Source organism: Bacillus sp. FSL R5-0593, assembly GCF_038603755.1.
GTDB lineage: Bacteria > Bacillota > Bacilli > Bacillales > Bacillaceae > Bacillus > Bacillus velezensis.
This window is the reverse complement of record NZ_CP152011.1, coordinates 1,796,711-1,820,551: the sequence shown is the minus strand read 5'-3', so window position 1 is coordinate 1,820,551 and position 23,841 is coordinate 1,796,711. Positions and strand designations below refer to the sequence as shown.

21 protein-coding genes and 1 pseudogene are annotated in these 23,841 nt (G+C 44.7%); 2 read left to right on the top strand and 20 right to left on the bottom strand.

What is annotated here, in order from left to right; translation table 11 throughout:
• The 8 genes from NYE36_RS09115 to NYE36_RS09080 all read right to left on the bottom strand — a co-directional run bounded on the left by NYE36_RS09115 (window position 1) and on the right by NYE36_RS09080 (window position 8,372).
• Window positions 1–750, bottom strand: coding sequence for a polyketide synthase (locus NYE36_RS09115; protein ID WP_015417509.1), 750 nt, complete (start codon window positions 748–750; stop codon window positions 1–3).
• A 9-nt stretch (window positions 751–759) separates the two neighbouring features.
• Window positions 760–1,533 carry an enoyl-CoA hydratase/isomerase gene (locus tag NYE36_RS09110; RefSeq protein ID WP_033574784.1) on the bottom strand — a complete coding sequence of 258 codons (774 nt, stop codon included), beginning with the start codon at window positions 1,531–1,533 and terminating at the stop codon, window positions 760–762.
• On the bottom strand, window positions 1,530–2,792 hold the full coding sequence (locus NYE36_RS09105; protein WP_061581364.1) for a hydroxymethylglutaryl-CoA synthase family protein: 1,263 nt from the start codon (window positions 2,790–2,792) through the stop codon (window positions 1,530–1,532). Before NYE36_RS09105 ends, NYE36_RS09110 begins: the two co-directional genes overlap by 4 nt.
• A gap of 51 nt (window positions 2,793–2,843) precedes the next feature.
• On the bottom strand, window positions 2,844–3,092 hold the full coding sequence (locus tag NYE36_RS09100; RefSeq protein ID WP_014417817.1) for an acyl carrier protein: 249 nt from the start codon (window positions 3,090–3,092) through the stop codon (window positions 2,844–2,846).
• 65 nt (window positions 3,093–3,157) lie between these two features.
• Window positions 3,158–5,398, bottom strand: coding sequence for an ACP S-malonyltransferase (gene fabD, locus NYE36_RS09095; protein WP_064115528.1), 2,241 nt, complete (start codon window positions 5,396–5,398; stop codon window positions 3,158–3,160).
• Between the two features lies 1 nt (window position 5,399).
• The gene (locus tag NYE36_RS09090; RefSeq protein ID WP_064107817.1) at window positions 5,400–6,374 is read right to left on the bottom strand and encodes an acyltransferase domain-containing protein; all 975 of its coding nucleotides are present in this window, start codon (window positions 6,372–6,374) and stop codon (window positions 5,400–5,402) included.
• A gap of 136 nt (window positions 6,375–6,510) precedes the next feature.
• A complete protein-coding gene (fabD, locus tag NYE36_RS09085) occupies window positions 6,511–7,380 on the bottom strand; it encodes an ACP S-malonyltransferase (protein ID WP_015417505.1) in 870 nt (289 codons plus the stop codon).
• Between the two features lie 314 nt (window positions 7,381–7,694).
• Window positions 7,695–8,372, bottom strand: a complete 678-nt coding sequence (locus NYE36_RS09080; protein ID WP_003154103.1) for an MBL fold metallo-hydrolase — start codon at window positions 8,370–8,372, stop codon at window positions 7,695–7,697.
• 740 nt (window positions 8,373–9,112) lie between these two features.
• On the opposite strand from NYE36_RS09080, the gene NYE36_RS09075 reads away from it, so the two are divergent.
• The gene (locus tag NYE36_RS09075; RefSeq protein ID WP_060674180.1) at window positions 9,113–9,322 is read left to right on the top strand and encodes a hypothetical protein; all 210 of its coding nucleotides are present in this window, start codon (window positions 9,113–9,115) and stop codon (window positions 9,320–9,322) included.
• Window positions 9,323–9,614: 292 nt separating this feature from the next.
• Entirely contained in the window at window positions 9,615–10,430 is an 816-nt protein-coding gene (locus NYE36_RS09070; RefSeq protein WP_094032446.1) for a hypothetical protein, read from the top strand.
• A 217-nt stretch (window positions 10,431–10,647) separates the two neighbouring features.
• Here the strand turns inward: NYE36_RS09070 and NYE36_RS09065 are convergent, their stop codons facing one another.
• From NYE36_RS09065 to NYE36_RS09010, 12 genes and pseudogenes are all read right to left on the bottom strand, one after another.
• Window positions 10,648–11,013, bottom strand: a complete 366-nt coding sequence (locus tag NYE36_RS09065; RefSeq protein WP_265450928.1) for an HNH endonuclease — start codon at window positions 11,011–11,013, stop codon at window positions 10,648–10,650.
• A gap of 75 nt (window positions 11,014–11,088) precedes the next feature.
• Window positions 11,089–11,727 carry a hypothetical protein gene (locus NYE36_RS09060; protein ID WP_094032444.1) on the bottom strand — a complete coding sequence of 213 codons (639 nt, stop codon included), beginning with the start codon at window positions 11,725–11,727 and terminating at the stop codon, window positions 11,089–11,091.
• A 459-nt stretch (window positions 11,728–12,186) separates the two neighbouring features.
• A pseudogene (locus NYE36_RS09055) lies at window positions 12,187–12,456 on the bottom strand (tyrosine-type recombinase/integrase); the annotation flags it as partial.
• An 87-nt stretch (window positions 12,457–12,543) separates the two neighbouring features.
• Window positions 12,544–14,418 carry a DNA mismatch repair endonuclease MutL gene (mutL, locus tag NYE36_RS09050; protein WP_094032443.1) on the bottom strand — a complete coding sequence of 625 codons (1,875 nt, stop codon included), beginning with the start codon at window positions 14,416–14,418 and terminating at the stop codon, window positions 12,544–12,546.
• Between the two features lie 15 nt (window positions 14,419–14,433).
• Window positions 14,434–17,019 (bottom strand): DNA mismatch repair protein MutS, encoded by a 2,586-nt coding sequence (gene mutS / locus NYE36_RS09045; protein WP_144664730.1) that lies wholly within the window; start codon window positions 17,017–17,019, stop codon window positions 14,434–14,436.
• Window positions 17,020–17,137: 118 nt separating this feature from the next.
• Entirely contained in the window at window positions 17,138–17,683 is a 546-nt protein-coding gene (gene cotE / locus NYE36_RS09040) for an outer spore coat protein CotE (protein ID WP_003154111.1), read from the bottom strand.
• Between the two features lie 254 nt (window positions 17,684–17,937).
• Window positions 17,938–18,369 (bottom strand): RicAFT regulatory complex protein RicA family protein, encoded by a 432-nt coding sequence (locus tag NYE36_RS09035; RefSeq protein ID WP_003154113.1) that lies wholly within the window; start codon window positions 18,367–18,369, stop codon window positions 17,938–17,940.
• Between the two features lie 2 nt (window positions 18,370–18,371).
• Entirely contained in the window at window positions 18,372–19,901 is a 1,530-nt protein-coding gene (miaB, locus tag NYE36_RS09030) for a tRNA (N6-isopentenyl adenosine(37)-C2)-methylthiotransferase MiaB (protein WP_012117585.1), read from the bottom strand.
• Between the two features lie 142 nt (window positions 19,902–20,043).
• On the bottom strand, window positions 20,044–21,222 hold the full coding sequence (locus tag NYE36_RS09025; RefSeq protein WP_199022645.1) for a glycine C-acetyltransferase: 1,179 nt from the start codon (window positions 21,220–21,222) through the stop codon (window positions 20,044–20,046).
• A gap of 12 nt (window positions 21,223–21,234) precedes the next feature.
• Entirely contained in the window at window positions 21,235–22,281 is a 1,047-nt protein-coding gene (gene tdh, locus NYE36_RS09020) for an L-threonine 3-dehydrogenase (RefSeq protein ID WP_025284747.1), read from the bottom strand.
• 257 nt (window positions 22,282–22,538) lie between these two features.
• The gene (gene spoVS, locus NYE36_RS09015; RefSeq protein ID WP_003154135.1) at window positions 22,539–22,799 is read right to left on the bottom strand and encodes a stage V sporulation protein SpoVS; all 261 of its coding nucleotides are present in this window, start codon (window positions 22,797–22,799) and stop codon (window positions 22,539–22,541) included.
• A 199-nt stretch (window positions 22,800–22,998) separates the two neighbouring features.
• A complete protein-coding gene (locus NYE36_RS09010) occupies window positions 22,999–23,793 on the bottom strand; it encodes a TIGR00282 family metallophosphoesterase (RefSeq protein WP_064107822.1) in 795 nt (264 codons plus the stop codon).
• Between the last annotated feature and the right edge of the window lie 48 nt (window positions 23,794–23,841).

Here is a 23,841-nt window from a genome sequence, read left to right as displayed (position 1 = left end):
TTATACTCCGTACATCGTCGTGATTCGTTTTTTCACTTCATCATCATGAAACGTCTCATCGTGCATGATTAACTCCTTCTCAATGACGGCCGGAAGCTGCTCGCGAAACGGCTTCACCAAGTGCCTTTTCAATGTAATTAAAGAGTTTCTCGGTTTTTCCGCAAGCTCACGGGCCAATTCCTGCGCATAGTCTAGTACTTCCTGCCGAGGAAGTACCGGAAAAGGCACCCCTCTTTTCTCCAGGTCACCGCCGCGGTAGTGGCCGCCGTTTAACAGCATTTCATGGCCGAGGCTTGCCCCAAGCTTCTCCGGAACGATAAAGGTAGCGCCCATTCCGGGGGTGAAACCGTATTTCATAAAGTTTGCGGTATACACGCTTTCTTTGCTTAAAATGACAAAATCACTGAAAAGCCCCATGACAAATCCGCCTCCGATTCCGTGTCCCTGCATGGCGGAAATGACGGGGATATCACATTCCAGCGCCAAAGAGTACATGCGGTCTTCCGTAAACTTCGTGATGCCCTGCTGAATCCTGAGCAGGCCTTCCTGTGTGCCTCCGGAAGCAAAGTAATGGCCGTATCCTGTTAAAATCACAGCTTTATAGACTGACGATTTTTTTATACGGGTGAATGCTTCCATCAATCCATCCGTCAGTTCTTTGGAGAAGGCGTTTTTATGGGCTTTATCCTGCATTGTCACTTGGATAATATCCGGTTCAATTTCGAGCAGTTCAACTGCGGCGTTCGGCATGATATCCTCCTAACTGTTCTCCGTTTCCCAAGGAAGCCGCCCCGTTTCTGCATAACGGGTGATGGCTGATTGGTTATCCGGATCTGAAAACATCGCTTGATTTTCGGCTAAAGCAATGGATTTCGAACGATGAACAAGGTCGTTTAAAGAATCCATGTATTGTTTATAGCGGACGACTGCTTTTTTCGACAGCGGGCGGAGGCGCAGCAAATGCTTTCTCAGCTCTGTTGCTGAGTCCGGGACGCATACGTCACAAAGTCCCCATTCAAGCGCCTGGCGTGCCGGCACGGGCTTTGTCATGATCGTCATATAATGCGCCTTTTGAAATCCGATTCTTTGAATTAAAAACGGCAGAACGCAGGCCGGATAAAGTCCGAATAACAGTTCAGATAAACTGAACGAAGCATTCTCCTCTGCAATGACGATATCGCACGCGGCGGCAAAACCGACACCTCCCGCATTTACTTTTCCGCGGACGCGGGCGATTGTGATGTACGGCCCGGATTTTAATGCCAGCCACAAACGGTAAAGCGGCTCCTGCGATTCCGCATGCTGCATTCCCTGCCTCATTTTCCGGTACATCTCATCAAAATCCGCCCCGAAACAAAATACCTCCGGCTGCCCTTCAAGCACTACGGAGGTCACGGAGTCTTCACATTCAGAAAGAACATGCAGGCATTCCTCCACTAAACGCTCATTAATCGTATTGTTGGCTTCAGGCCGATCAAAGGTGATGAAGCAGACATTTTGCTGAAAACGGACGTTTATCGTTTCATAGGTCACGATATCCACCTGTATTTCCGATGAAATTCCGTGATTTCTTCCAAATATAAACGAGGGCTCCCGGCATGATGGTCTAAAATGTTCGGAATCATATTCATATCCAATTTGACATTCCGGGTACCGAACTTCACCAGACCGCTGCCTTTAAACAGTTCTTCATACTCTTCCATGGACAGCCTGTACCTGTTGTTCAGATGCTCTTCTATTTTGAAAGAATGCTGCCGCGCTTGCCCTTCAGGCGTCACAACGCCGCTGTAAAATTCTGAACAGCATCCGGAGCCGTAGGAGAAACAGCCGATCCGCTTAGAAGTGTCGAATCCCCCTTGGTCAATCGTGCTTGCAAGAGCCAGTAAAGAGGCTGCCCCCATAATGTTTCCGACTCTTTGGCAATAGCGGAGCCCCGGCTCTACCCTGGTTTGAAAATCCTGTTCGATTTCAGCGTTTTTCGCTTTTGCAAGCTTGCGCATCATCGTCCGGTGGGCCCCTTTGACCATGCCGCCAAACGGTGTATGGAAGGCTAGATAGTGAAACGTCTCTTTGTAGTCAGCGCCCGGCACACGGTTTTTGTACTCGCGAAATGTCTGTTCACAGCAATCGAGGTAAGACATCAATGACAAATCGGCGTCACCGGCTTCACTGTCCGGGATCGGACGGCATGTATCCATCACCTCATAGCCGTAGTATCCGTTAGCGCCCGCATCCGCCTGAAATACGATTGGATTTTCACCTATCAATAAGGCGACGGCACCCGCTCCAGCGCTCGGTTCTGCGTAAGACCAATCCTCGCTTAACGCATCACCGCCTTCGGCAATTAAAAACCGGGAAATATCCGTCGCGACGACAAGCGCCTTCGCTCCGGGGGATGTCTGCGACAAAATAAAGTTAAGCGCCATCTGCAAACCCGCCGTTCCTGAATAACAGGCTTGTTTCAGTTCAAATAAACGGCAGTTCCGGTTGAGGCCTAAGTAATCATGAATATATGTACTGAGTGATTTTCCGAAGTCGATGCCGGACTCCGAGCAGGTAATCAGCAGCTCGATTCTGTCTTTTTCAGCCTCTGTCAATCGGTCGATAATCGGCTTTGCCGCGTTAACGCCGAATGTAACGGGGTCTTCGTACGGAAGCGCCACCGCTTTTTCTTTCATCAGTAAATTTTCAAATCTGGCAGGGTCTAAGTTTCTGTACTCCGCCAGCTGCATGACATCAAGGTATGCTGTCCCGCCAAACACATTTATCGCTTCTATTCCGGCAGCCGCCATGAACTTCGCCTCCAATATGAATTTTGAGTTTCCGATTATTTCACCGTTTTATCAGACAGCCTGTACCTTTTCATAAAGCTTTGCCGCCAATTCGCCGATGTTTGACACTCCCGTCAGCTCAACACGCGGGATCTGCAGTGATAATTCTTCAAGCATCATCGTGATAATTTCGGCGCGGTCCACTGAATCCGCCCCCAGATCAACTAACCGGTCTTCCTGTGAAAGCTGTTCGCCTTCTAAATCAGGCAAAACCTCGTAGATTGTGTTCTGCAGCAATTCAAAGATTTTTTCTTTACTCATTGTCAGTTCCTCCCTGTTTCATCTTTTATGAATATTCCATGTTTTCAATCTATCATTTCGTCTTGTCAACACGTTTGCAAAAATGAACCTAACTTCTGATTCAAAAGCGTGGCCGTCTCTTCCATAAGCCGCAGGCCGATACCATCGGCATGGCGGTTTTTCCAGGACTCCAGCTCCGTACCTTTCACCCATTGATTAAAGGCGCCTAATGCCGGGCCGCAATGAATCTGGAAGTCTACCTTGGCATCCGGGTCACCTTTAATCGCCGAAGCAGAACTTTGCCTGAAATACCATTTGAATATGAGCGCCATTTTCTGTTTCGGATTCCGTTCGGCTTTTGAAATGTCTTCATTTGAATAATGAGCCTTCACTTTGTCATAAATACTGCTTACACTTGCCTTAAAATACTTCTCTTCTATTTGTCTGAGTGTCTTTTCATCAATTTCTTCAATTGAGCGGTGACGCTGATACAGTTCATGCAGCTTAGAGGCGCGGGTCGGAAAGAACAGCCCTTTCTTTAATACCTGCACCTTGCTGCCTGATTCAAACATATCGCCGGCCGGCGCGTAGGCCGTGTCCTGTACATTCATCTGCTGCAGGAGGTCCTTTACGAGGCTGCTCGTCGCTGCCTCAACGGTGCATTGGTTAATAGATCCGGTCACAATAAAATCAGCGCCGAGCATAAATGCGGCCATGGCAGCCTCGGGCGTTCCGATTCCCCCTGCGGCTCCGATGCGGACGGTTTTGCCGTATCGGTATTTTTTCATCATGTCATCTCGTAAACGGATGATCGCCGGCATGAGACTGTAAGCAACTCCGCCGTCAGTGTGGCCGCCTGAATCAGCCTCTACGCAGATGTCATGCGCAACGGGTATTTCTCTCATCAGACTTGCTTCTTCAGCGGTAATTTTGTTTTCGGCTGCAAGTTTCTGCAGAATGTGATCAGGCGCCGGGCTGAGAAACGCTTCCGCTACTTCCGGACGGGACAGCTTGGCGATAATCCGCTGACGCGCTATTATTTGTCCGCCGGCACCGCGTTTTAACCCCTTAGCGCGAAACCTTACTAAAGCGGGAGTAACCGTTAAAAACGCTGATGCTTCCAAGTTCTGAATCCCATGCTTCAGTAAAAGATCAATCATTTTTTCTTCTGAATCTGTATGCTTCATGTTATGTACAACATTTATGCCGAAGGAACCGCCGTCACGAAGCTCATGCTGAATTGACAAAATGGCGTCCTCAACGTGCGCGATGTTCAAACCGCCCGTTCCGAAAAAGCCCATCATTCCTTTTTCAGCCAGTTTGACAACCATTTCCTTCGAAGAAATTCCGCGGTACATGCCGCCGGCCAAGTAGGCGTATTTCAATTGATAATCGCGCTTAAACTCTTCATTTCCTAAAGACGCCGCCGTAATTGAGCTTTTTCCAGCCTCAGCCGGGACTTTGATTTCATCTGTTATCGGCTCCGCTTCAGCCGTAATTCTTTGTATCAGCCCCGTCAGCACTTTTCCGGGACCGATTTCCTCAAAGCTCATGTTCTTTCTTCCCATTAAGAAACGGATGCTGTCTGTCCAGTTCACCGATCCCGTTATTTGTCCGGTGAGTGTCTCTTTCAGCTCTCTCTGCTCATAGGGTCTTGCCGTCACATTTGAAATGACCGGGATGGACAGCGGCTTAAAATGGAAAGATTCAATAAACCGTGAAAACTCTTCCTTCGCTTCCAGCATGTATCTGGAATGAAAGGCGCCGCTGACATTTAAGCGGTGAACCATTTTTACGCCGGTTACGGCTTCAAAAACGGATGCTGCTTTTTCAATATCTTCTTTATATCCGGAAATGACAATTTGCTGCGGTGTGTTCATGTTGGCGATATCAATCATATCCAAGTGATTTTCTCTTAAAACATCCGTCACCTGCTCATGAGTCAGGCCGATCACCGCTGCCATGCCGCCTCCTTTTGCGCGGCTCATCAGTTCGCCCCTTTTTTTGACCAGCTGTAAGCCTTCTTCAAAATCAAAGGCGCCCGAAGCGTATAACGCGTTATATTCGCCCAAACTGTGTCCGGCGGTAAAATCCGGTTTCAAGCCGGTTTCTTCTGTTTTTTTCAAATAACTGAGGGCATTGACGACATAGAGCGCCGGCTGAGTGAATTGAGTCTGATTGAGACGTTCTCCGTCCCGGCACAGCTCCTGAATGGAATATCCGAGAATGTGATCGGCCTTTGCGGTTAATTCAGGATAGCGGCCGAACAGGTCCTCCCCCATCCCTATTCTTTGCGAGCCTTGGCCTGGAAAAACAAAGCTGATCATCTTACAGTCTCCTTCCGGGCGGTGATAAAATGCTGTCTTCGATTTGCTGCAAATGTGTTTGTTCTTTATGAAACGGCGTCATAATGGCACGGATGCGTTCAGCCGATCCTGCGGGAAGAATCTGTTTGGCAAATGCGGCCAATGTTCCGGAAGGCCCGGCATCGATATAGAATCCTTTTTGGCGGCTGTCTGCGAATTGAAGCGCTTCGCGGAATCGAATCGGCTTTCTTACGATATCCCAGAAAAAGTCCGCTTGTATATCGGTCTCAGCCTCTCCGGTCGCACTGGAGATGTACGGTATAAACGGAGTCCGGATTGATTTCTGAGCTAAAAAGCGCTTGTACGGCTGTTCCGCCTGATCAACCAGCGCTGAGTGAAACCCGTAAGATACCGGCAATAGCTGATGAGGAATCTGCTTTTCTCTCAGATCGTCCATGATCTTTTTGATATGTTCCCGCTCTCCAGAGATGACAAAGTGAGAATGATAGTTTACAGATGCCAATTCACTATGTTCGCCGAGCAGCGGATCATTTTGATATAAAGCCGGATCACCCAGTATCGCAAGCATGCTGCCGTTACGGCAAGTTTCCGTAACGATTCGGGCCTGTTCCAGAACGCAATCTAAAGCATCCTCGGCGCTCAGCACGCCCGACACAGCGGCCGCTGCATACTCTCCGAGGCTTGCTCCGATCACATAATCGGGACGTATGCCTCTTTGCTCCAAAGCATATGCAAGTGCGTACTCAGCCATAAAAATGGCAGGATGGCTGAAAAGAAGGCGGTCAAATGGATCAGACAGACGATTGCCTGTATGATACATCTCTTTAAGGACAGAGTAACCGAAACGGCTGACTGCAAAATCGTCCAAGTCAAGCATTTTCTGCCGAAAAGCGGCGTTATGTGCAAACAGCTCTTTCCCCATTTGATAGTATTGGGAACCCTGTCCAGAAAACATGAAAACAATTGGCTGGTTCATTTGTTCTCCTTTTTGCTCTTTATTTTTTCAAAATATTGATTTGTGAGTTTTTCGTGATGTCGTGTGCAGGTGAAGTGGTCGTGATGCTGTATGGCTGGCACTATTGTGTGAGATAAGAATTTTGACTTGCGTTCCGCTACATGGCGGGTGAAGCTTCAGTTTCTTTTTTGATGCGGTGAATAAGTCCTGTCAGCACATGGCCCGGGCCGACTTCTTCAAATTCCATCCGCCCTTTGTCCAGCAGATAGCGGATGCTGTCGTTCCATCGCACTGAATGGTCGATCTGATCGGCCAGAACGGAGTGGATTCCGTCTTGCTCATAAGGTCTGGCATGCACATTAGAAATGACAGGAATTGATATAGCAGAAAAATGAAATGACTGTAAAAATTTTTCGAACTCTTGTTTTGCTTCACTCATATACCTCGAGTGAAAAGCGCCGCTTACGTTTAACGGATGAAACATCGTAACGTCTTTTAATCCTTCGAATACGCTTTTGGCTCTTTCAATGTCTTCTTTGCGTCCGGATATGACAACTTGGTGAGGAGAATTCATATTGGCAATATCAATCGTATGTAATCCGTGCGTTTGAAGGGCGTCTGACACTTGAGCTGCAGTTAACCCCATAACAGCGGCCATTTTTCCGTCAGTGGCCATACTCATTAATTCGCCTCTTTTACGGACAAGCTGCAGGCCGGTAATAAAATCAAACGCACCTGCTGCAAACAGCGCATTATATTCTCCCAAACTGTGGCCGGCCACATAATCCGGCTTTATGTCGTTGTCTTGGATTTTTTTCAAATAGCTTAACGCGTTTACAACATATAAAGCAGGCTGGGTGAACTGCGTCTTGTGAAGGTTGGAATACGGATTCTCAAGACAAAGCCGTTTCATGGAATATCCGAGTGTTTCATCAGCCTGCTCCGTTAAGTCTTTAAATTCATCAAACAATGAGCTCCCCATTCCCTGCTTTTGAGAACCTTGTCCGGGGAATAAGTATGTGATCATTTTCTCAGCCATCCTTTCTCGGATTCAGATAAGAAGCATGTTCAAGTTGATAGTAACTTCACAAAAATACCATGTCAAGTTAATTTATCCTATGCGAACTCCTGAATAATGCCTATTTTTCCCTGTCGAAAGGCGGGCTCAGGGCTTTCGGAACAGGCGTAAGCAGAATGTCCCATCCGGCCTGCCCGGCGTTCTCTTCCGCAAACTCCCGTTACTCAGCCATTCATCACCAGAAATCTAGTAATAACTACCATTCCATTTCAAAACTTCTTTGCCTCAAAAGAAAAGCTAGTTAGAAAGAACTAAATCACACATTACTTAAAATGAAACAGCCCTTTTTGATTTTTTCTGTTGCGGAAATTCACAAAATGTTCTTTTTTTTCAATCTGAAAGTAAATATTGTTTTTCAAAAGACTCTCCATTTTTTGACCCGGCTTCTCCCCGAAGGAGTGCCCCGGATACACACGCACATGCGGCGGAATGGAGGCTTTGATCCTCTGTATACTGTGAAACATATCTTCAGCTGAGCTGCCCCTGTCCTCACATATACCACACCCTTCTGTAAACACGGTGTCACCGGTAAAAAGATGATCAGATAGCAAATAGCACATTCCCCCGGCCGTATGTCCCGGGGTCAGTATACTTCTGATGATAAACCCTCCGGCCGCAAAGGTTTGGCCGTCTTCAAGCGCTATTAAGTTTCTGCACCGGAATTGATAGAAATCGATTTCCGCCGACGACATGTATATATCAGAATGATAGATTTGCTGAAGCGGCTCCGCCAAGTTTACATGGTCATAATGCGAATGTGTTAATAAAATAGCTGATAAATCAACATCCAATTCATGCAGTTTATCGGTTATTTTATCGATTTCCCAGGACGGGTCCACCGCTATCGCAGATTTTTTTGAGCGGTCTGCGATAATATAGCAATAGTTGGACCACATCTGGTGATAAGTTTTGATTTGATGCACTTCATATGTATGATCCATTGTCACCATTCCCATTTAAAAGATCCGGGCAGACTGCTGCCGCCGCCCAGCCGACTGTAACCACTTTACCAGATGACACCACGTTTTTCCATGGATTTTCCGGTAAAGATAAAAAACTGTTCAAATCAACCAAAAGAACCAGCCGAAGTTTTTAAAATTTGTTATCGTAATATATAAGGAAATAAGAATATTCATTTACATGAATACTTTAGGAGATTTTATTCAGAAAATGAAGAAGGTATAATTTTCGAATAAAAAGAAAGAAAAACAAATCGAGTTTTTATTTTGAAAAGAATTGTCGAAGTAGCCTGAGAGGATACTCAGTCTTTAAATGACTCTCAATCTTGATTCTTATTTCAATTCTTTTCTTCAAGCTAAACTAAAACCATACGGCGGCTTCCCCAAAATATATCAGAATACCTTAGCTCCTTACACCGAATAACAATGTTATGCTTATGAGTTGGCACTAACACACAATTCGAATTAGAAAAAATACGACGTAATTCACACAAAAGATGTTGTTTCTTCACTTTCTTTTGCCAGAATACAGTCCAAAACTTGGAACAGCCGGAGCATTCTCTCCTGAGTATTCTTTTATGCTAGAGATAAAGCATCTTCTGGACCAAACGGCACGTACGCCGCTTGGCGGATTACTTAACCCCTTATGTTTTCCCTTTAAACGGGACTATTGTTGGTGATTATCAAATTTAACCTGTGTTAAGCTTAGACGGGAGGTAATTATGGAAAATAAAAGAAACGCTGAACCGAGCCCAAAAGCTATAAGAATTCTAACTTACATCATTCCTATAGTTTTAATAGGGCTTATCCTTGTTCTTAAGAATATTAATACCGCAGCAGCAGAAATTTCATTTTATATTGTTGCTGTCGGTGTGGTTCTCTTAGTGGTTTTCAGTTTAATCAAAAACAGAAAAAAACGCAGGAAGAACTAAATGTAAGGGGGGCTAATTACTAGTCCCCTTTGACTTGCACATTGTCAACTCTCCAAATTCCAATTTTATTCAAATTCTTCCCCCATCTCTTCCCATGAGAATCATCTTGCTCTTTAAGAGATTTTTCACAAGTAATATTCAATGAAAAATTCGGGACCATACAAAAAGACCCCTTGCTTTTTTTATTGTGCTTCCAGGTTCATCTTCAGTGACAGCAAACTCTTGCAAGTATGGAAATCCTTCCTCTTTTGTTTTAAAATGTTTATGTTCGCAGATAGGAGAGGAGATCATTATGGCTTTATTTATTGCATTGTTTGGTGGTTTCATGGTTATAGGGGCATTTATTGGGGTAATATTGCTGGTTCCGGGAAAAACAAGAAGAACTGGACTTCGGCTGTCTCTTACATGTATCGTTATATTACTTTCAATAGGGTTCATTAATAAGCATTTTCTTAAATATGAAGATGAACCTATTGCGACCATTACGCCAGGCGAATATAAAAAAATAAGAGAAGATATGACTTATGATGAAGTCAAAAAAATTGTTGGCGGGAAAGCGAAATCTGAATATAAAATTAATAAATATTCATCACCAGATTATGATTTTGATGGAGAGGACGGCTTGGAAAATGATGCAACGGTATCTCTTCATTTTGTTGATGATAAGTTAAGTGTTAAAAGTGAATATGGGTTAATTACTAAAAGTGATCAATCAGAATTAGATGACTCACCGTATGTGGATGTAACGGAAAACCCCGAAAATAAAATTAAAGAATTAGTAAATGAACACCTACATAACGTTTCTGTCGAAGATATTGAAGTCAATCAGGATCTTGGAACTAAAGAAAACGGTCAAAACATTGCACTGGTTCACTTGTCCTTTGATTTAAAAAATTCATTAGCAAGAACTAAGAAAATGATTGAATTATATAGTGATGATTTAGCTGCTCGCACAGCAATAGAAGACAAAAGCGTTAGTGAAATCTCTGTATTTTGGAAAGCTCCATACATAGACGAAAACGAAACCCTAGCAAAAGTCTCTTACAAAAGATCCGGTGAAAAGATGAAGGTCAGTGCGAGAAACTATTCTCAACCTTTAAGTTATTAATCAATTTAAATGAAAAAAGCCCTCTCATTAAGGGAGGATTTCATTCCTTCGTGTTACGATGAAATCAACAACAAAACCAGTCGTACCAAGCCCTCTCGGCAAATTTGCTGAGGGGGCTTTCTGCTGTTTCCGGAACTTTGAAAAGCGGTGTTTGTTTGCAGAAGGGGGAGCGCCGTTCTCCGTTCGTTTCCCTTTCAAAGATTTGTTAGCGGGAGGGTCACTTGCCCTTGCTGCCGTGAGCCTTGTTGTGACAGGCGTTACACAAGCTTTCAAGGTTCTTTATGTCTAATCGTTTTGACCAATCTTGCTTTACTTCCACAATATGATGCACCATATCAGCCGGAGTGAAGCAGTGATCTTTCAAACAATGCTGACAGAGATAATTGCCTCTTATCAAAGCAAGTTGTCTTGTTCTTTTCCATGCAGTTGATTTGTAAAAACTTGTTGTTGTTTTGTTTCTTGAATGTTTGTTGTAATGTTTTGTTTCTTCTTGTTGTTGTGTCTTGTGTGCTTCACAGTACCTATCCCGGTTAAAGAGCACGGCAACCACGGAAGCGCATTCCTTTAGTGGCTTTGGCGTCAAGCTATTTCACCTCCGTTCATAATTCACAAAATAAAAACGCCCTTTTAAAAAGGCGCATAACAATATATCCTATAGTTACTCAATTTCAAGCTTTCCATTTATTCTTTTAACACATATTATTTTTGGAAATGTATAAGGACTATCAAATTTATCCAACTTTTTTATTCTTTTATAATTATTTTTACAGCTAAGGACAGGGAATACCACATCAATAATTTCTTTTTGTTCTTTCGAAACTTTAACCGAACCTACTAATACTATTTTCTTACTAGTAATACCTAAACTCAACTTACCTATTTCTTTTTTCTTGTGATAAATTTTAATGTCTTGCAGAATGGAAAGAAGGCATAGCAAAAAGTCATTAATAATATCTATGTTTAATTCCTCTAAATTGAATTTTTTAAAAACAGAATTCAAACCATTTTTTATTTCTTTGAAAGTAAACACTTCTTCAACTTTAATTTTCATCTGTTTTTCAACGGAATTATTATATATTTTATTAAATTTATCTTTTAATTCTTCCAAATACTCTTTTATATATCCTCTACTTTTATCTCTATGAGCTATAAAATCTGCAAGTTTGTTTATACTTCTATTATCAGGGCAATGTCGCCTTATTAAAATTAAAAAAGCATAAACATCATATTCTTCAAATGTGGAATTCCTAAACTTTTCGTAATAGTAATAAAATAATTGTTTTTCTTTTGAATCCATAAATTATGTATCCACCTCTATACCACGCAGAGTATTTTTTATTCTTATTCATTTCAATAGCTCTTACTTCACAGACATTCTTGTTTGGAATTGTAGGAATGGCCCTATCTGTTTATTACCTATTACCATAATACCTTATCTAAAACAAAATGGTGTGCAGTTATCGTGCCATCTTTCTGCCAAAATCTTTTTAGTACATTCCTTTTTGCTCTGCCACAGTCATGCCGCTCACCTCCTGTAACACGATGGTACCACAAAAAACACCCAAATTTTCCATTTATCCACAAAATCCACGAATTACCCCTATGTTATATACTGTGCAACTGCCCGAAGTACCGTCAGCCCTTTCCACCCTTGTTTTCAAGCGATATCCCTAAAATGAATTCCACGTTTGCTTTTTGAAGGGAATCAATAAAAATATGCAGAAAAAAGACTCATCTTGTTATGAGATGAGCCTGTTTATATCTTGAATTTCTTCATGGCGTTGTTCATGGCATCCTGATTGATTCCAATGTATCGAAGGGTTGTCCGCTGGTCCGAGTGATTAAAAATCTCCTGCAGCATGGCAACATCTTTTGTTTGCTTGTAAAAATGGTACCCGAATGTTTTCCTCAGCATGTGCGTGCCTATATCATCCAAACCGACATGCTCAGCGGCAACCCTTAAAATTTTAAAGGCCATCGACCGGGAAATAGGCTTGTTGATCCTTTTGCGGCCGAAAAGATATTCAGCATTAACCGGTTTGATGAATACCTAAACAGCTAAAATCCGTGGGCAAAATGTGGGCACGAAGGGTACAACCCACACAGAACCCTGCTACATCACACGCTTAAACATCTTCTCCATCTCATACGTACTGTGGTGAATTATAATCGGCCTGCCGTGCGGGCATGTGAACGGGTCTGTCGTTCGGCGCAGGTCGTCCAAGAGCGCTTTGATTTCATCGTTTCGCAAATGGCGGTTCGCTTTGATTGAGCCTTTGCAGCTCATCATAACGGCCGCTTCCTCCCGCAGTTTTTTAATATCGATCTGTTTGGCGTCAAGCACCTGCTGAATGATTTCTTCAATCAGTTCAGCTTCTTCCCCTTTTGGAAACCAGGCCGGATGGCAGCGAACGATGTAGCTGTTCGTGCCGAATGCTTCTAAAAATACTCCGACGCTTTCAAGCTCATGCTGATGCTGGTCAATGATCAGCGCTTCATTTGCCGCATAATGAAAGGTGAGCGGCACGATCATATCCTGCACTTCAGGCTCGACCTGCCCGACTTTCTCCCGGAAATATTCGTATTTAATCCGTTCTTGGGCCGCATGCTGGTCAATGATATACAAGCCGTTTTCGTTTTGGGCTAAAATATATGTCCCGTGCATTTGGCCGATCGGATACATCACCGGAACTCTTTCTTCACGTATTTCTTCAGAGACAGCTTCCGGTTCCGGAGTATCGGAAACAGGCGCTTCCGTTTCGGGCATGCCGATCTCCGGCGGCACATCGTGATCCGCTTCATTCGGGAGGATCTCTTCTTCTATTATTACCGGCTCAGGCTCTTTTACGACCGAACTCAGCTTCATTGGTGAGTAAGACGGCTCCGGCGTTTTTTCAGGAAGTTTCCGCTCAGGCGCGCTTTCCTCGAATGTCATAAATTGCTGTTCGTTTTTGGCCGGTGCCGGCGCGGATTTTTTCGGGAGCTGGGCGCTCGGAATAAGCCGCTGCTTTTGAAACACTTCCTTTATCCCGTCACGGATCAGCTCATGCAGCTCCGTCTCTTTGCTGAGGCGGACTTCAAGCTTCGAGGGATGGACATTGACATCGACCAAAATCGGGTCCATCGTAATTTCGATAAACGTAATCGGATGGCGGCCGATCGGCAGTAGTGTGTGATAGCCCTCATGCACCGCTTTTACAAGCGGGAAATTCTTAATGTATCTTCCGTTAATGACAGATGACATGTAGTTTCTGGATGCACGCGTGATTTCCGGAAGCGCAATGTAGCCCTTGACTTCAAAATCAAGCGAGCTGACATGGAGCGGTATCATTTTTTTCGCAACCGCCGTCCCGTAAATTGCGGCCAGCACATGGCGCACGTCCCCGTTACCGTTTGTCTGCAGCAGATTTTTCCCCTGATGGCGGAGACGGATCGATACTTCCGGATGCGCAAGAGCGATCCGGTTGACAACATCCGTAATATTGCCGAGCTCCGTATGCACGGTTTTCATATATTTCAATCTGGCGGGTGTATTGAAAAACAGGTTGGTAACGATAATCTCCGTTCCTTTTCTGCTGGAGGATTTCTGCTCAGAAATGATATTCCCGCCCTGAAGAATGAGATGGGTTCCCGCTCCCTCGCCGATGCTCGTTTTGATTTCCAGATGAGAAACAGACGCGATACTTGGCAAAGCTTCTCCGCGGAAACCGAGTGTTCTCACCCGGAACAGGTCGTTTTCATCTTTGATTTTACTGGTCGCGTGGCGGCGGAAAGCCCGCTTGCAATCATCGGTTTCCATCCCTTCGCCGTTATCGAGCACCCGAATCGACGAAAGCCCCGCTTCCTCTATGTCGATTTCAATGACTGTGCTGTTTGCGTCGATGGCGTTTTCCACCAATTCTTTAACGACTGAGGCAGGCCGTTCGACCACCTCGCCGGCCGCTATTTTATTCGAGAGTTCATCTGACAGCTGGATGACTTTTGCCAAGTCCGTCACCTCTTTCTATTTTAATTTTTTTTGCAGCTTGTACATTTCGTTCATCGCTTCAAGCGGCGTCATATCGAGAATATTGATTGACTTAAAGGCTTCAAGCACTTGTTTTTCTTTATTAGAAACAGCCGGTGCCTTCTGTTCTTTTTCACCGTCAGCAAAAAAGGACAGCTGTGCCGGTTCTTCTCTGACGGCGGGCTTTTTCTCAGATACCGCCGGAAGCTCCGGTTTATCTCCCGTCTGCTCAAGCTGTTTCAAAATCTCCTGCGCGCGGCTGATCAGATCGTCCGGGAGCTCGGCAAGCTGGGCGACATGAATGCCGTAACTTTTATCTGCGGCTCCTTCTTTGATTTGATGGAGAAACACGACCGTTCCGTTATATTCCTCTGCGCGCACATGAACGTTTTTCAGCTGAGGAAGCTTATCTTCAAGCACCGTCAGCTCATGATAATGCGTGCTGAACAGTGTTTTAGCGCCGATATGATCATGGACATACTCAATAATCGCCTGTGCCAGCGCCATTCCGTCGTACGTTGATGTCCCGCGGCCGATTTCATCAAACAGGATCAGGCTGTCTTTTGTGGCGTTCACAATCGCGTTTTTCGCTTCCAGCATTTCCACCATAAAGGTGCTTTGTCCGGAAATCAAATCATCCGCTGCCCCGATTCTCGTGAAGATTTGATCAAAAATCGGCAGAACCGCTTCTTTTGCGGGCACAAAACAGCCGATCTGAGCCATGATCGATAGAAGTGCGATCTGTCTCATATACGTGCTTTTACCTGACATATTCGGACCCGTAATCAGGAGCATTTCCCGCGAATCGCCCATCAGGCAGTTGTTCGGGACGTATTCTTGACTGTCCATCACCTTTTCAACGACGGGGTGTCTCCCTTCAATGACTTTTACTTCATTATCAGAAAAGACAGGCTTTGTGTAATGCCTGTTTTCACTGATCGTAGCAAAGCATTGCAGTGCGTCCAGCTCACTCATTTGTTTGGCAAGACGCTGCAAGCGCGGAATAAATTGTTTCACCTTTTCACGCAGTCCGGCAAAAAGCTCATATTCCAGCTCGCAGATGTTGTTTTCCGCTTCTAAAATAAGCGCTTCTTTTTCCTTCAATTCCGGCGTAATGTACCGTTCGGCGTTTGTGAGGGTCTGTTTCCGCTCATACCGTCCGTCTTCAAGCAGATGAAGGTTTGCTTTTGTGACTTCAATATAATAGCCGAACACTTTATTGAAACCGACCTTTAATGAACGGATGCCCGTATAAGCGCGTTCCTGCTGCTCCAGTCTGGCAATCCAGTCTTTACCGTTTTTGCTGGCGTCACGGTACTCATCGAGCTTCTGATGATAGCCGTCTTTAATTAAATTGCCTTCTTTTAACGATAACGGCGGGTTTTCATGAAGGGCTTCTTCTAACAGGTCAAGCAAATCTCCGCACGGATCAATCAAGCCGGCGCGTTCTTTTGCTTTTTTATGGTTAAGAGACCCTACAAGCTCTTTGATGCTCGGCACTTGTTTTAAAGATTCTTTCAGCTGAATTAAATCCCTTGCGTTGACGTTTCCGAATGCGACCCGGCCCGCCAGACGTTCTAAATCGTATACTTCCTTCAGGCGCTCTCGCAGATCTTCACGCTCAAACAGATGATTGATCAGCGTCTCGACCATTTCCTGGCGTTCTTCGATTTGGGATGCCCTGATCAGCGGGCGGTCAATCCATTGTTTGAGAAGCCGGCCGCCCATCGCTGTTTTCGTCTCGTCTAAAAGCCAAAGCAATGACCCTTTTTTGCTTTTCGAACGGATCGTTTCCGTCAGCTCAAGATTCCGTTTTGAATACAGGTCAATTTTCATCGCTTCTTCCAATTCATATACTTGAACCGGCTGCAGGTGATCCAGGCTCCGTTTTTGCGTTTTTTGCAAATACGTATATAAACGCATAAACGTCTCTGTCAGCTCTTCGCCCGGCAAGTGCTTTGCGATTTCAATGCGTTCTGTTATTTCCCCGTCTTCGATGGAAATCGTGGCGCCGCACCGTTCTTTCAGCTGAGCAGCTGTATGTTCGTTAAACTTGCTCGATACGACAATTTCCTTTGCGCCGACTGAGTAAATTTCTGACATGACATCTTCAATCCGCTCAATAAATACGGCCAGGTTTTCTCCGGTCGTTAAGTCCGATAAAGCGAGACCGTATCCGTCACGAAATTCGGAAACGGAAGCGATAAAGTTGTTTTCCGACTCGTGGATGCCTTTTCCATCCATCACGGTTCCCGGTGTGATCAGCTGGACGACTTCTCTTTTTACAACGCCTTTAGCCGCCTTCGGATCTTCCGTCTGTTCACAGATCGCCACTTTATAGCCCTTTTTAATCAGCTGTTCAATATAAGCCGCCGCGGAATGATAAGGCACGCCGCACATCGGAATTTTATCAGCCGAACCTCCGTCTCTGCTTGTCAGTGTAATTTCAAGCTCTTGTGACGCTTTTTTTGCATCTTCAAAAAACATTTCATAAAAGTCACCAAGCCGAAAAAATAAAAAGGCATCTTGGTGCTCTGCCTTTATCTTCAAGTATTGCTGTATCATAGGCGTGTAACTAGCCATCATTTAATCCCTCACTATGTATCTTCTCTTATCCGAATCCCATTATAACATAAACAAAAGAGTGATATCTTTATATATAAAAAAGAGACTTGGGGTGTTAAACTCCCCTAGCCTCAACTTATTCTTCAGGATCTCCGACTAAAAATTCAGGGTTAATGTCCTCTAATTCTTCATCAAGATCGTCTTCCCAATCATCATCATCGTCTTCTTCCCAGTCAGGATTGACTTCGACGACGACTTTCGTTTCACCGACCACTTCTGCTAAAAATTCTCTCTCTGCCTGAACCACGATTTTATTTCCGTTAGGAGAAATGGTGACTTCAAGACAATTCGGCTGCTGCAGCACTTTGGCAATGACTTCGTGTTCGTCATCTAAGTAATTTGTGTCTCTGTATCTGAGTTTAATCACATCGACATACTTTACTCTCTCGGTTACAACTTCCGTTTTTGTATTATCGGCGTAAGAGTACCAGACGTTTATATCATAATACCCTTCAATTTCTACAGTCTTCCCGATCTTTTCGGCATCGTACTTGTGGTTGATAATCCAGCCGCCCAATATACTTGACGGTTTTTCTCCAGGTGAGATCGTGTTGGTGCATTGGGTGAATTTTCTTCCTTTCGCAACTACCGCTTTCGTAATAATTTCCCTGTATTCAGACATTCCGGCAGGCCTCCTTGTTCTTCTTCGTGTTATCTTATGCTGGGCATTTGTCTCATGTGCATTTTTATAATAAAAATATAAAAATACAAAGTTTCTGTTTCATTGTATGCAGCCCTGCCCAGAAACTTTACTTTTAAGCATGATAAAACTTTCCAGTAAAATGGGACAAAACGGTGAGTCAATGAAAATTTAGTACATATTACAATTAGTTCTCAAATAACAAAAAAAAACACGGGCCGATGAAGGCCCCGTGTTTAAATAGAACAGCTGTTATTCGAATGTTTTACTTTTGAACCGGTTTCTCCCGTCAGCAGGTTGCCTCCGGTAGATGTAATGATTTCGTTTGTCACCTGATTTGAGATCGTATGTGCGACAAGCTGAAGAAGGTCATTGACCTCAATCTGGGAATCTCTGAATTCCTGAATGATCGGAATCCCTTCAAGCTCTTCCTGCAGGGCGTCAATTTTACTTTCCACTTGTTTCAGCGCTTCAAGCTTTTCGTAGTGCTTCAGGTTAACGGCTTGCTTTTGCAGAGTTTTAATCTGATTAATAATCGCAGAGACTTTTTCATTTTCGTTAATCTGCGCCTCGGCACGTTTAAAAAAATCAACTTCTTCTGTTTCAGAAATCATTTTCGCAAGGTTCCTAGCCTGCTGTACAATGTCTTTCTTAGAGTAAAGCGTCATTATTATTTCACCTCGATTGCTTCTCCTGCCATCACACCGTCAAGCGACCATGTTTTCGCCTGTTCGATTTTGACGCGTACAATCTTGCCGATGGCGTCTTTCGGCCCTTTGAAGTTGACGAGCTTGCTTTTTTCCGTATAGCCGGCAAGAATGTCAGGGTTATTTTTGCTTTCTCCCTCAACTAATACTTCGACAGTCCTGCCTTCATATTCCTTCATTTTTTTGGCTGAAATTTCTTTCACCAAATCATTGAGGCGCTGAAGACGTTCTTTCTTGACCCTCATCGGAACATTGTCTTTCATCTTCGCTGCCGGCGTGCCTTCACGAGGAGAGTAAATAAACGTATATGCGCTGTCAAATTCCACTTCGCGATATAACGAAAGCGTTTCTTCAAATTGTTCATCGGTTTCATTCGGAAAACCGACAATAATATCGGTCGTCAGTGAAGCGTTCGGCATCGCCGCTTTAATTTTTCCGACAAGCTCCAGATAGCGTTCTCTGTCATATTTGCGCGCCATCATTTTTAACATCGCTGAGCTTCCTGATTGAACCGGAAGATGGATATGGTCAAGAAGGTTGCCGCCTTTGGCGAGCACTTCGATCAGATGATCATCAAAGTCACGCGGATGACTCGTCGTGAATCGGATTCTCGGAATATCAATTTTACGCAGTTCGTCCATTAAATCACCGAGACCGTACGTCATATCCTCAAAATCTTTTCCGTACGCATTCACGTTTTGACCGAGCAGTGTGATTTCTTTATAGCCTTCGCTTGCAAGTCTTCTGACTTCCTGGATAATTTCCTCAGGACGGCGGCTTCTCTCTTTTCCGCGGGTATACGGTACGATGCAGTATGTGCAGAACTTGTCACAGCCGTACATAATGTTGACCCAGCCTTTAATTTTCCCGTTGCGGACTTTCGGAAGGTTTTCAATGACATCCCCTTCCTTCGACCACACTTCAATGACCATCTCTTTTGATAAATATGCCTCTGATAACAGTTCCGGCAGACGGTGAATGTTGTGCGTGCCGAAAATCATATCGACAAACGGGTGCTTCTTAAGGATGCGGTTTACGACTGATTCTTCCTGTGACATGCAGCCGCAGACGCCCAGAATCAGGTCCGGGTTATTTTTTTTGAGCGCCTTTAAATGGCCGAGCTCTCCGAACACTTTGTTTTCAGCATTTTCCCGGATAGCGCAAGTGTTTAATAAAATAACGTTCGCGTCATCAACCGAATTTGTCGCTTCATAACCGAGCGCCATAAAAATACCCGCCATGACTTCCGTATCATGCTCGTTCATTTGGCATCCGTACGTGCGGATATAAAATTTCCTGCCTTCACCGAGGCCTTTAAATTCTTCTGAGATTTTAAAATCGTTATGATATTGAACGGATTCTTTGCCCCGTTTTTTCGCATCTTTTAAAGAAGGCGGAATATATACGGCTTCAAAATACTTGCTGTAATCCTTTTCGGATGTTTTGTCCGCCGGATTCACTTGTCCGCTTTCCTGCTTTTGCTTTTCATTCATGTTCGAATGTCTCCTTTCAACCGAAACTTCCACCCTCAAGTATACTGGTTAAAAGCGTTTGGCACAACCGCCAGCCTATTATTGTACACCTTATTGAGAATAAGAATCAATAAGAAATAAAAAAGAGGGAATCATTTCCCCCTTACACAAGCTGAAGCTCTTTTGCGGCTGAACGGATTACTTCCAGCGCCCGGTCAAGCTCCTCTTTTGTATGCTCCGCCGTAATAATGGTGCGGATTCTCGCTTTTCCTTGGGCGACCGTCGGATACACGATGCTTTGTGCAAAGACGCCGCGGGTCAATAAAAGGTCTGATAATGCCTGGGCTTTTTCTTCCTCCCCTATTAATATCGGCACGATCGGTGTTTCGCTTTTTGTGAGGGTCAGCCCCATTTGAACCAGTTTGTCTTTGAAATACGCCGTGTTCTCCCATAGCTTTTCCATATGCTCCGGCTCTTCCAGCAGGACGTCAATGGCTTCTATGCATGCGGCCGTTACCGCAGGCGGATGAGAAGTGCTGAATAAGAAAGGGCGCCCTTTATGGCGCAGGTAATCGATCAGAACCTGCGACCCTGCGGCGTAACCGCCAAGCACTCCGATGGCTTTGCTTAATGTGCCCACCTGTATGTGGACTCTTCCGTCAAGCCCGAAGTGATTAACCGTTCCCCTTCCGTTTATTCCGAGTACGCCGGAAGCATGCGCGTCGTCGACCATCACAAAGGCATCGTACGCCTCTGCAAGTTTGACGATGTCAGGCAAAGGAGCGATGTTGCCGTCCATTGAGAATACGCCGTCGGTGACGATCAGGCGCATGCGGTAATTCATTGATTTTTTCAGCACCCTTTCCAAATCGTCCATATCAACATGGCGGTACACCTTTTTATCTGCTTTCGTCAGCCTGATCCCGTCAATAATGGAAGCATGGTTCAGTTCGTCAGAGATCACGATATCCTCTTTTGTAAGAATGCTTGATAAGACGCCCTGATTCGTTGTGAACCCCGATTGAAAAACAAGTGCCGCTTCTGTTTTTTTAAAGTTTGCCAATTTTTTCTCCAGCTCATTGTGCATTGTGAATGTTCCGGCGATTGTCCGGACGGACCCCGTACCCGCTCCGAATTCTTCCGCGGCGCGTTTGGCCGCTTCGACAAGCCTTGGATGCGACGTCAAACCGAGATAATTGTTCGATGAAAGCTGTATCACGTTTTCCCCTTTGACTGCCACCGACGGACCCTGCTTCGTTTCAATTTGTTTCATTTGCTGCCACGTTTTATTTTCTTTCATTTTATCAAGCTCTGCTTTTAGAAATTCAAATTCTTTCATTATAGAACCCTCCCCTTATGGAATCAAAATGACTTTGCCGCACTGGCCCTTTCTCATCAGGTCAAACCCTTTTTCAAAGTCTTCAAGCGGAAACTGATGCGTGATCACCGGCGTCAGATCAACAAGGCCGGATTCAAGCAGGTGCGATACCTGCCGCCATGTTTCAAACATTTTTCTGCCTGTGATGCCTTGGACGGTAAGTCCTTTAAACACCACGTCATTTGTCAGGTCAACCGTCACCGGACGTTCCGGCAGACTCAGCATGTGGAACCTTCCCCCGTTGGCCGCCATCTTTAATCCTTGTGCTATAGCTGCCGGGTGGCCTGACATTTCGCAGACAAGGTCGATCCCTTCTCCGCCTGTTAAGGTGTCGATCACCTCAAGCGGATCTTCCTTATCAGCTGAAATGGTGATCGTGGCTCCCAATTTCTTCGCAAGAGCCAGCCTGTAATCATTTTTATCAATGGCCGCAATACGGGATGCACCGGCCGCTTTAGCCACCGCCACCGCCATCAGCCCGATCGGTCCGCAGCCGATAATTGCAGCGGAACCGCCCGCAAGCTGGCTGCTTTCCAGCACTGTATGCACCGCGTTGCCAAGCGGCTCTTGAACAGAAGCGACGGCTGGGTCCATATCAGCGGGGTTTTTCCAAACATTTCGAGCCGGCACTTTGACATATTCAGCGAAGGAACCGGCTGTATCTACGCCGAGGATCTTTGTATGGGTGCACACATGATGTTTTCCTGTTAAACAAGGGACACAAGTACCGCAGACGAAGTGGGTTTCAGCCGAAACGTAGTCACCTGTTTTGACATTTGTGACGTGCTTGCCCGTTTCCGCTATGATACCGCTGAATTCATGTCCGAATACTTGAGGTGTTTTGATTCGTTTCTGCGCCCATTGATCCCAATTATAAATATGCACATCTGTACCGCATATAGATGCGGCCTGTACTTTAATGAGAACTTCATTCTCATTAATGGAAGGTATGGGAATTTCTTTCAGAGTTGCTCCGAAAGCGTTTTCATTTTTGACGATAGCTTTCATCTTTCCTCCCAACACGTACACTCCTCCTCGAAAAAACACTGTAATAACTGGATTGTAACATGATATAAAAAGGAGGTAAATACCAGTGTCCACTCCAAGAAAACAACTGCTTCCGTCCGGAAAAATGGGCGGGATTTTTTTTGAATATTATATGAATAAAGCCATTTATCATCTCTTCGTACTATCAATATAATATTGTGAGAAAATATGACAACAATAAAAACAACCCGCTCGCCTTACGCAAGCAGGTTGAGAATGTCATGTTTTTGTTTTTAACGGGGTTCGACGATTAACTTAATCGCCGTTCTTTCTTCTCCGTCAATCTGTATATCTGTAAAAGCCGGAATACAAATCAAATCTACGCCGCTTGGCGCGACAAAGCCTCTGGCAATCGCAACCGCTTTAACAGCCTGGTTTAAGGCGCCCGCCCCAATTGCTTGAATTTCGGCGGCTCCGCGTTCCCTCAATACACCGGCAAGCGCGCCTGCTACTGAATTTGGACTTGATTTTGCTGAAACTTTTAAGATTTCCATTTCTGCTCCCCCTTAGTTTTACAATGGATAAGTGAGTGTTCATTAGAACAATCATTATTAGATGTTGCTATCCAAAAAGCCATCCCCACAATGCTTTTCAAAAATAGCGGGCTACCTTCCATTTCTACTATATTCACTAAGAAGTTGCTATATTCCTGCTTTTCCTTTTAATATTTTTATAAAATAAACACATGATCACCTATTCAAAGAACATATGGTCATCATTGATTAATATCCGTTCGATATTTACGGCCTTTTTCGTTTGATCGTCGATGTCAATGAGCACTCCGCTCAGCGTAGTTTTACCTTCCGCCACCGTAAACCGGACGGGAAGATTGGTTTTAAACCGCTTGATGACCGTTTCTCTGTCCATACCGAGAATTCCGTCGTACGGACCCGTCATGCCTACATCAGTAATATATGCCGTTCCTTTCGGCAAAATGCGGTTATCTGCCGTTTGCACGTGTGTATGGGTGCCTACCACGGCAGAGACTCTTCCGTCTGTGTACCAGCCGATCGCAATTTTTTCGCTTGTCGCTTCGGCGTGAAAATCAATAAAAATGTACGGCGTGCGCTTTTTCGCTTCTTCTATTAATTCATCCGCTTTAGCAAACGGATCATCAAGCGGCGGAAGAAACGTCCGCCCCTGTAAATTAATGACGGCAAGCTCTTTTCCGTTCGATTTAATATAAGTAATGCCTTTGCCCGGCGTACCTTCCGGGAAATTCGCCGGCCGGACAAGATGCGGCACATCATCAATAAAGTCGAAGATCTCTCTTTTATCCCACGTATGGTTTCCCATTGTAATGGCATCTGCTCCCGCTTCCATCAGGCTGTGGTAGATCTTTTCTGTCAGTCCTTTTCCATGTGCTGCATTTTCTCCGTTAATAATTGTAAAATGCGGTTTATGTTTCGCTTTCAGTTTCGGGACATATTCTTTTACCATGTCGCGGCCCGGGGAACCGACAACATCTCCGATAAATAAAATTCTCATACATTCCATTCCTTCCTTTTCAGGGACTCAAAAAAATAAAGTGATGCG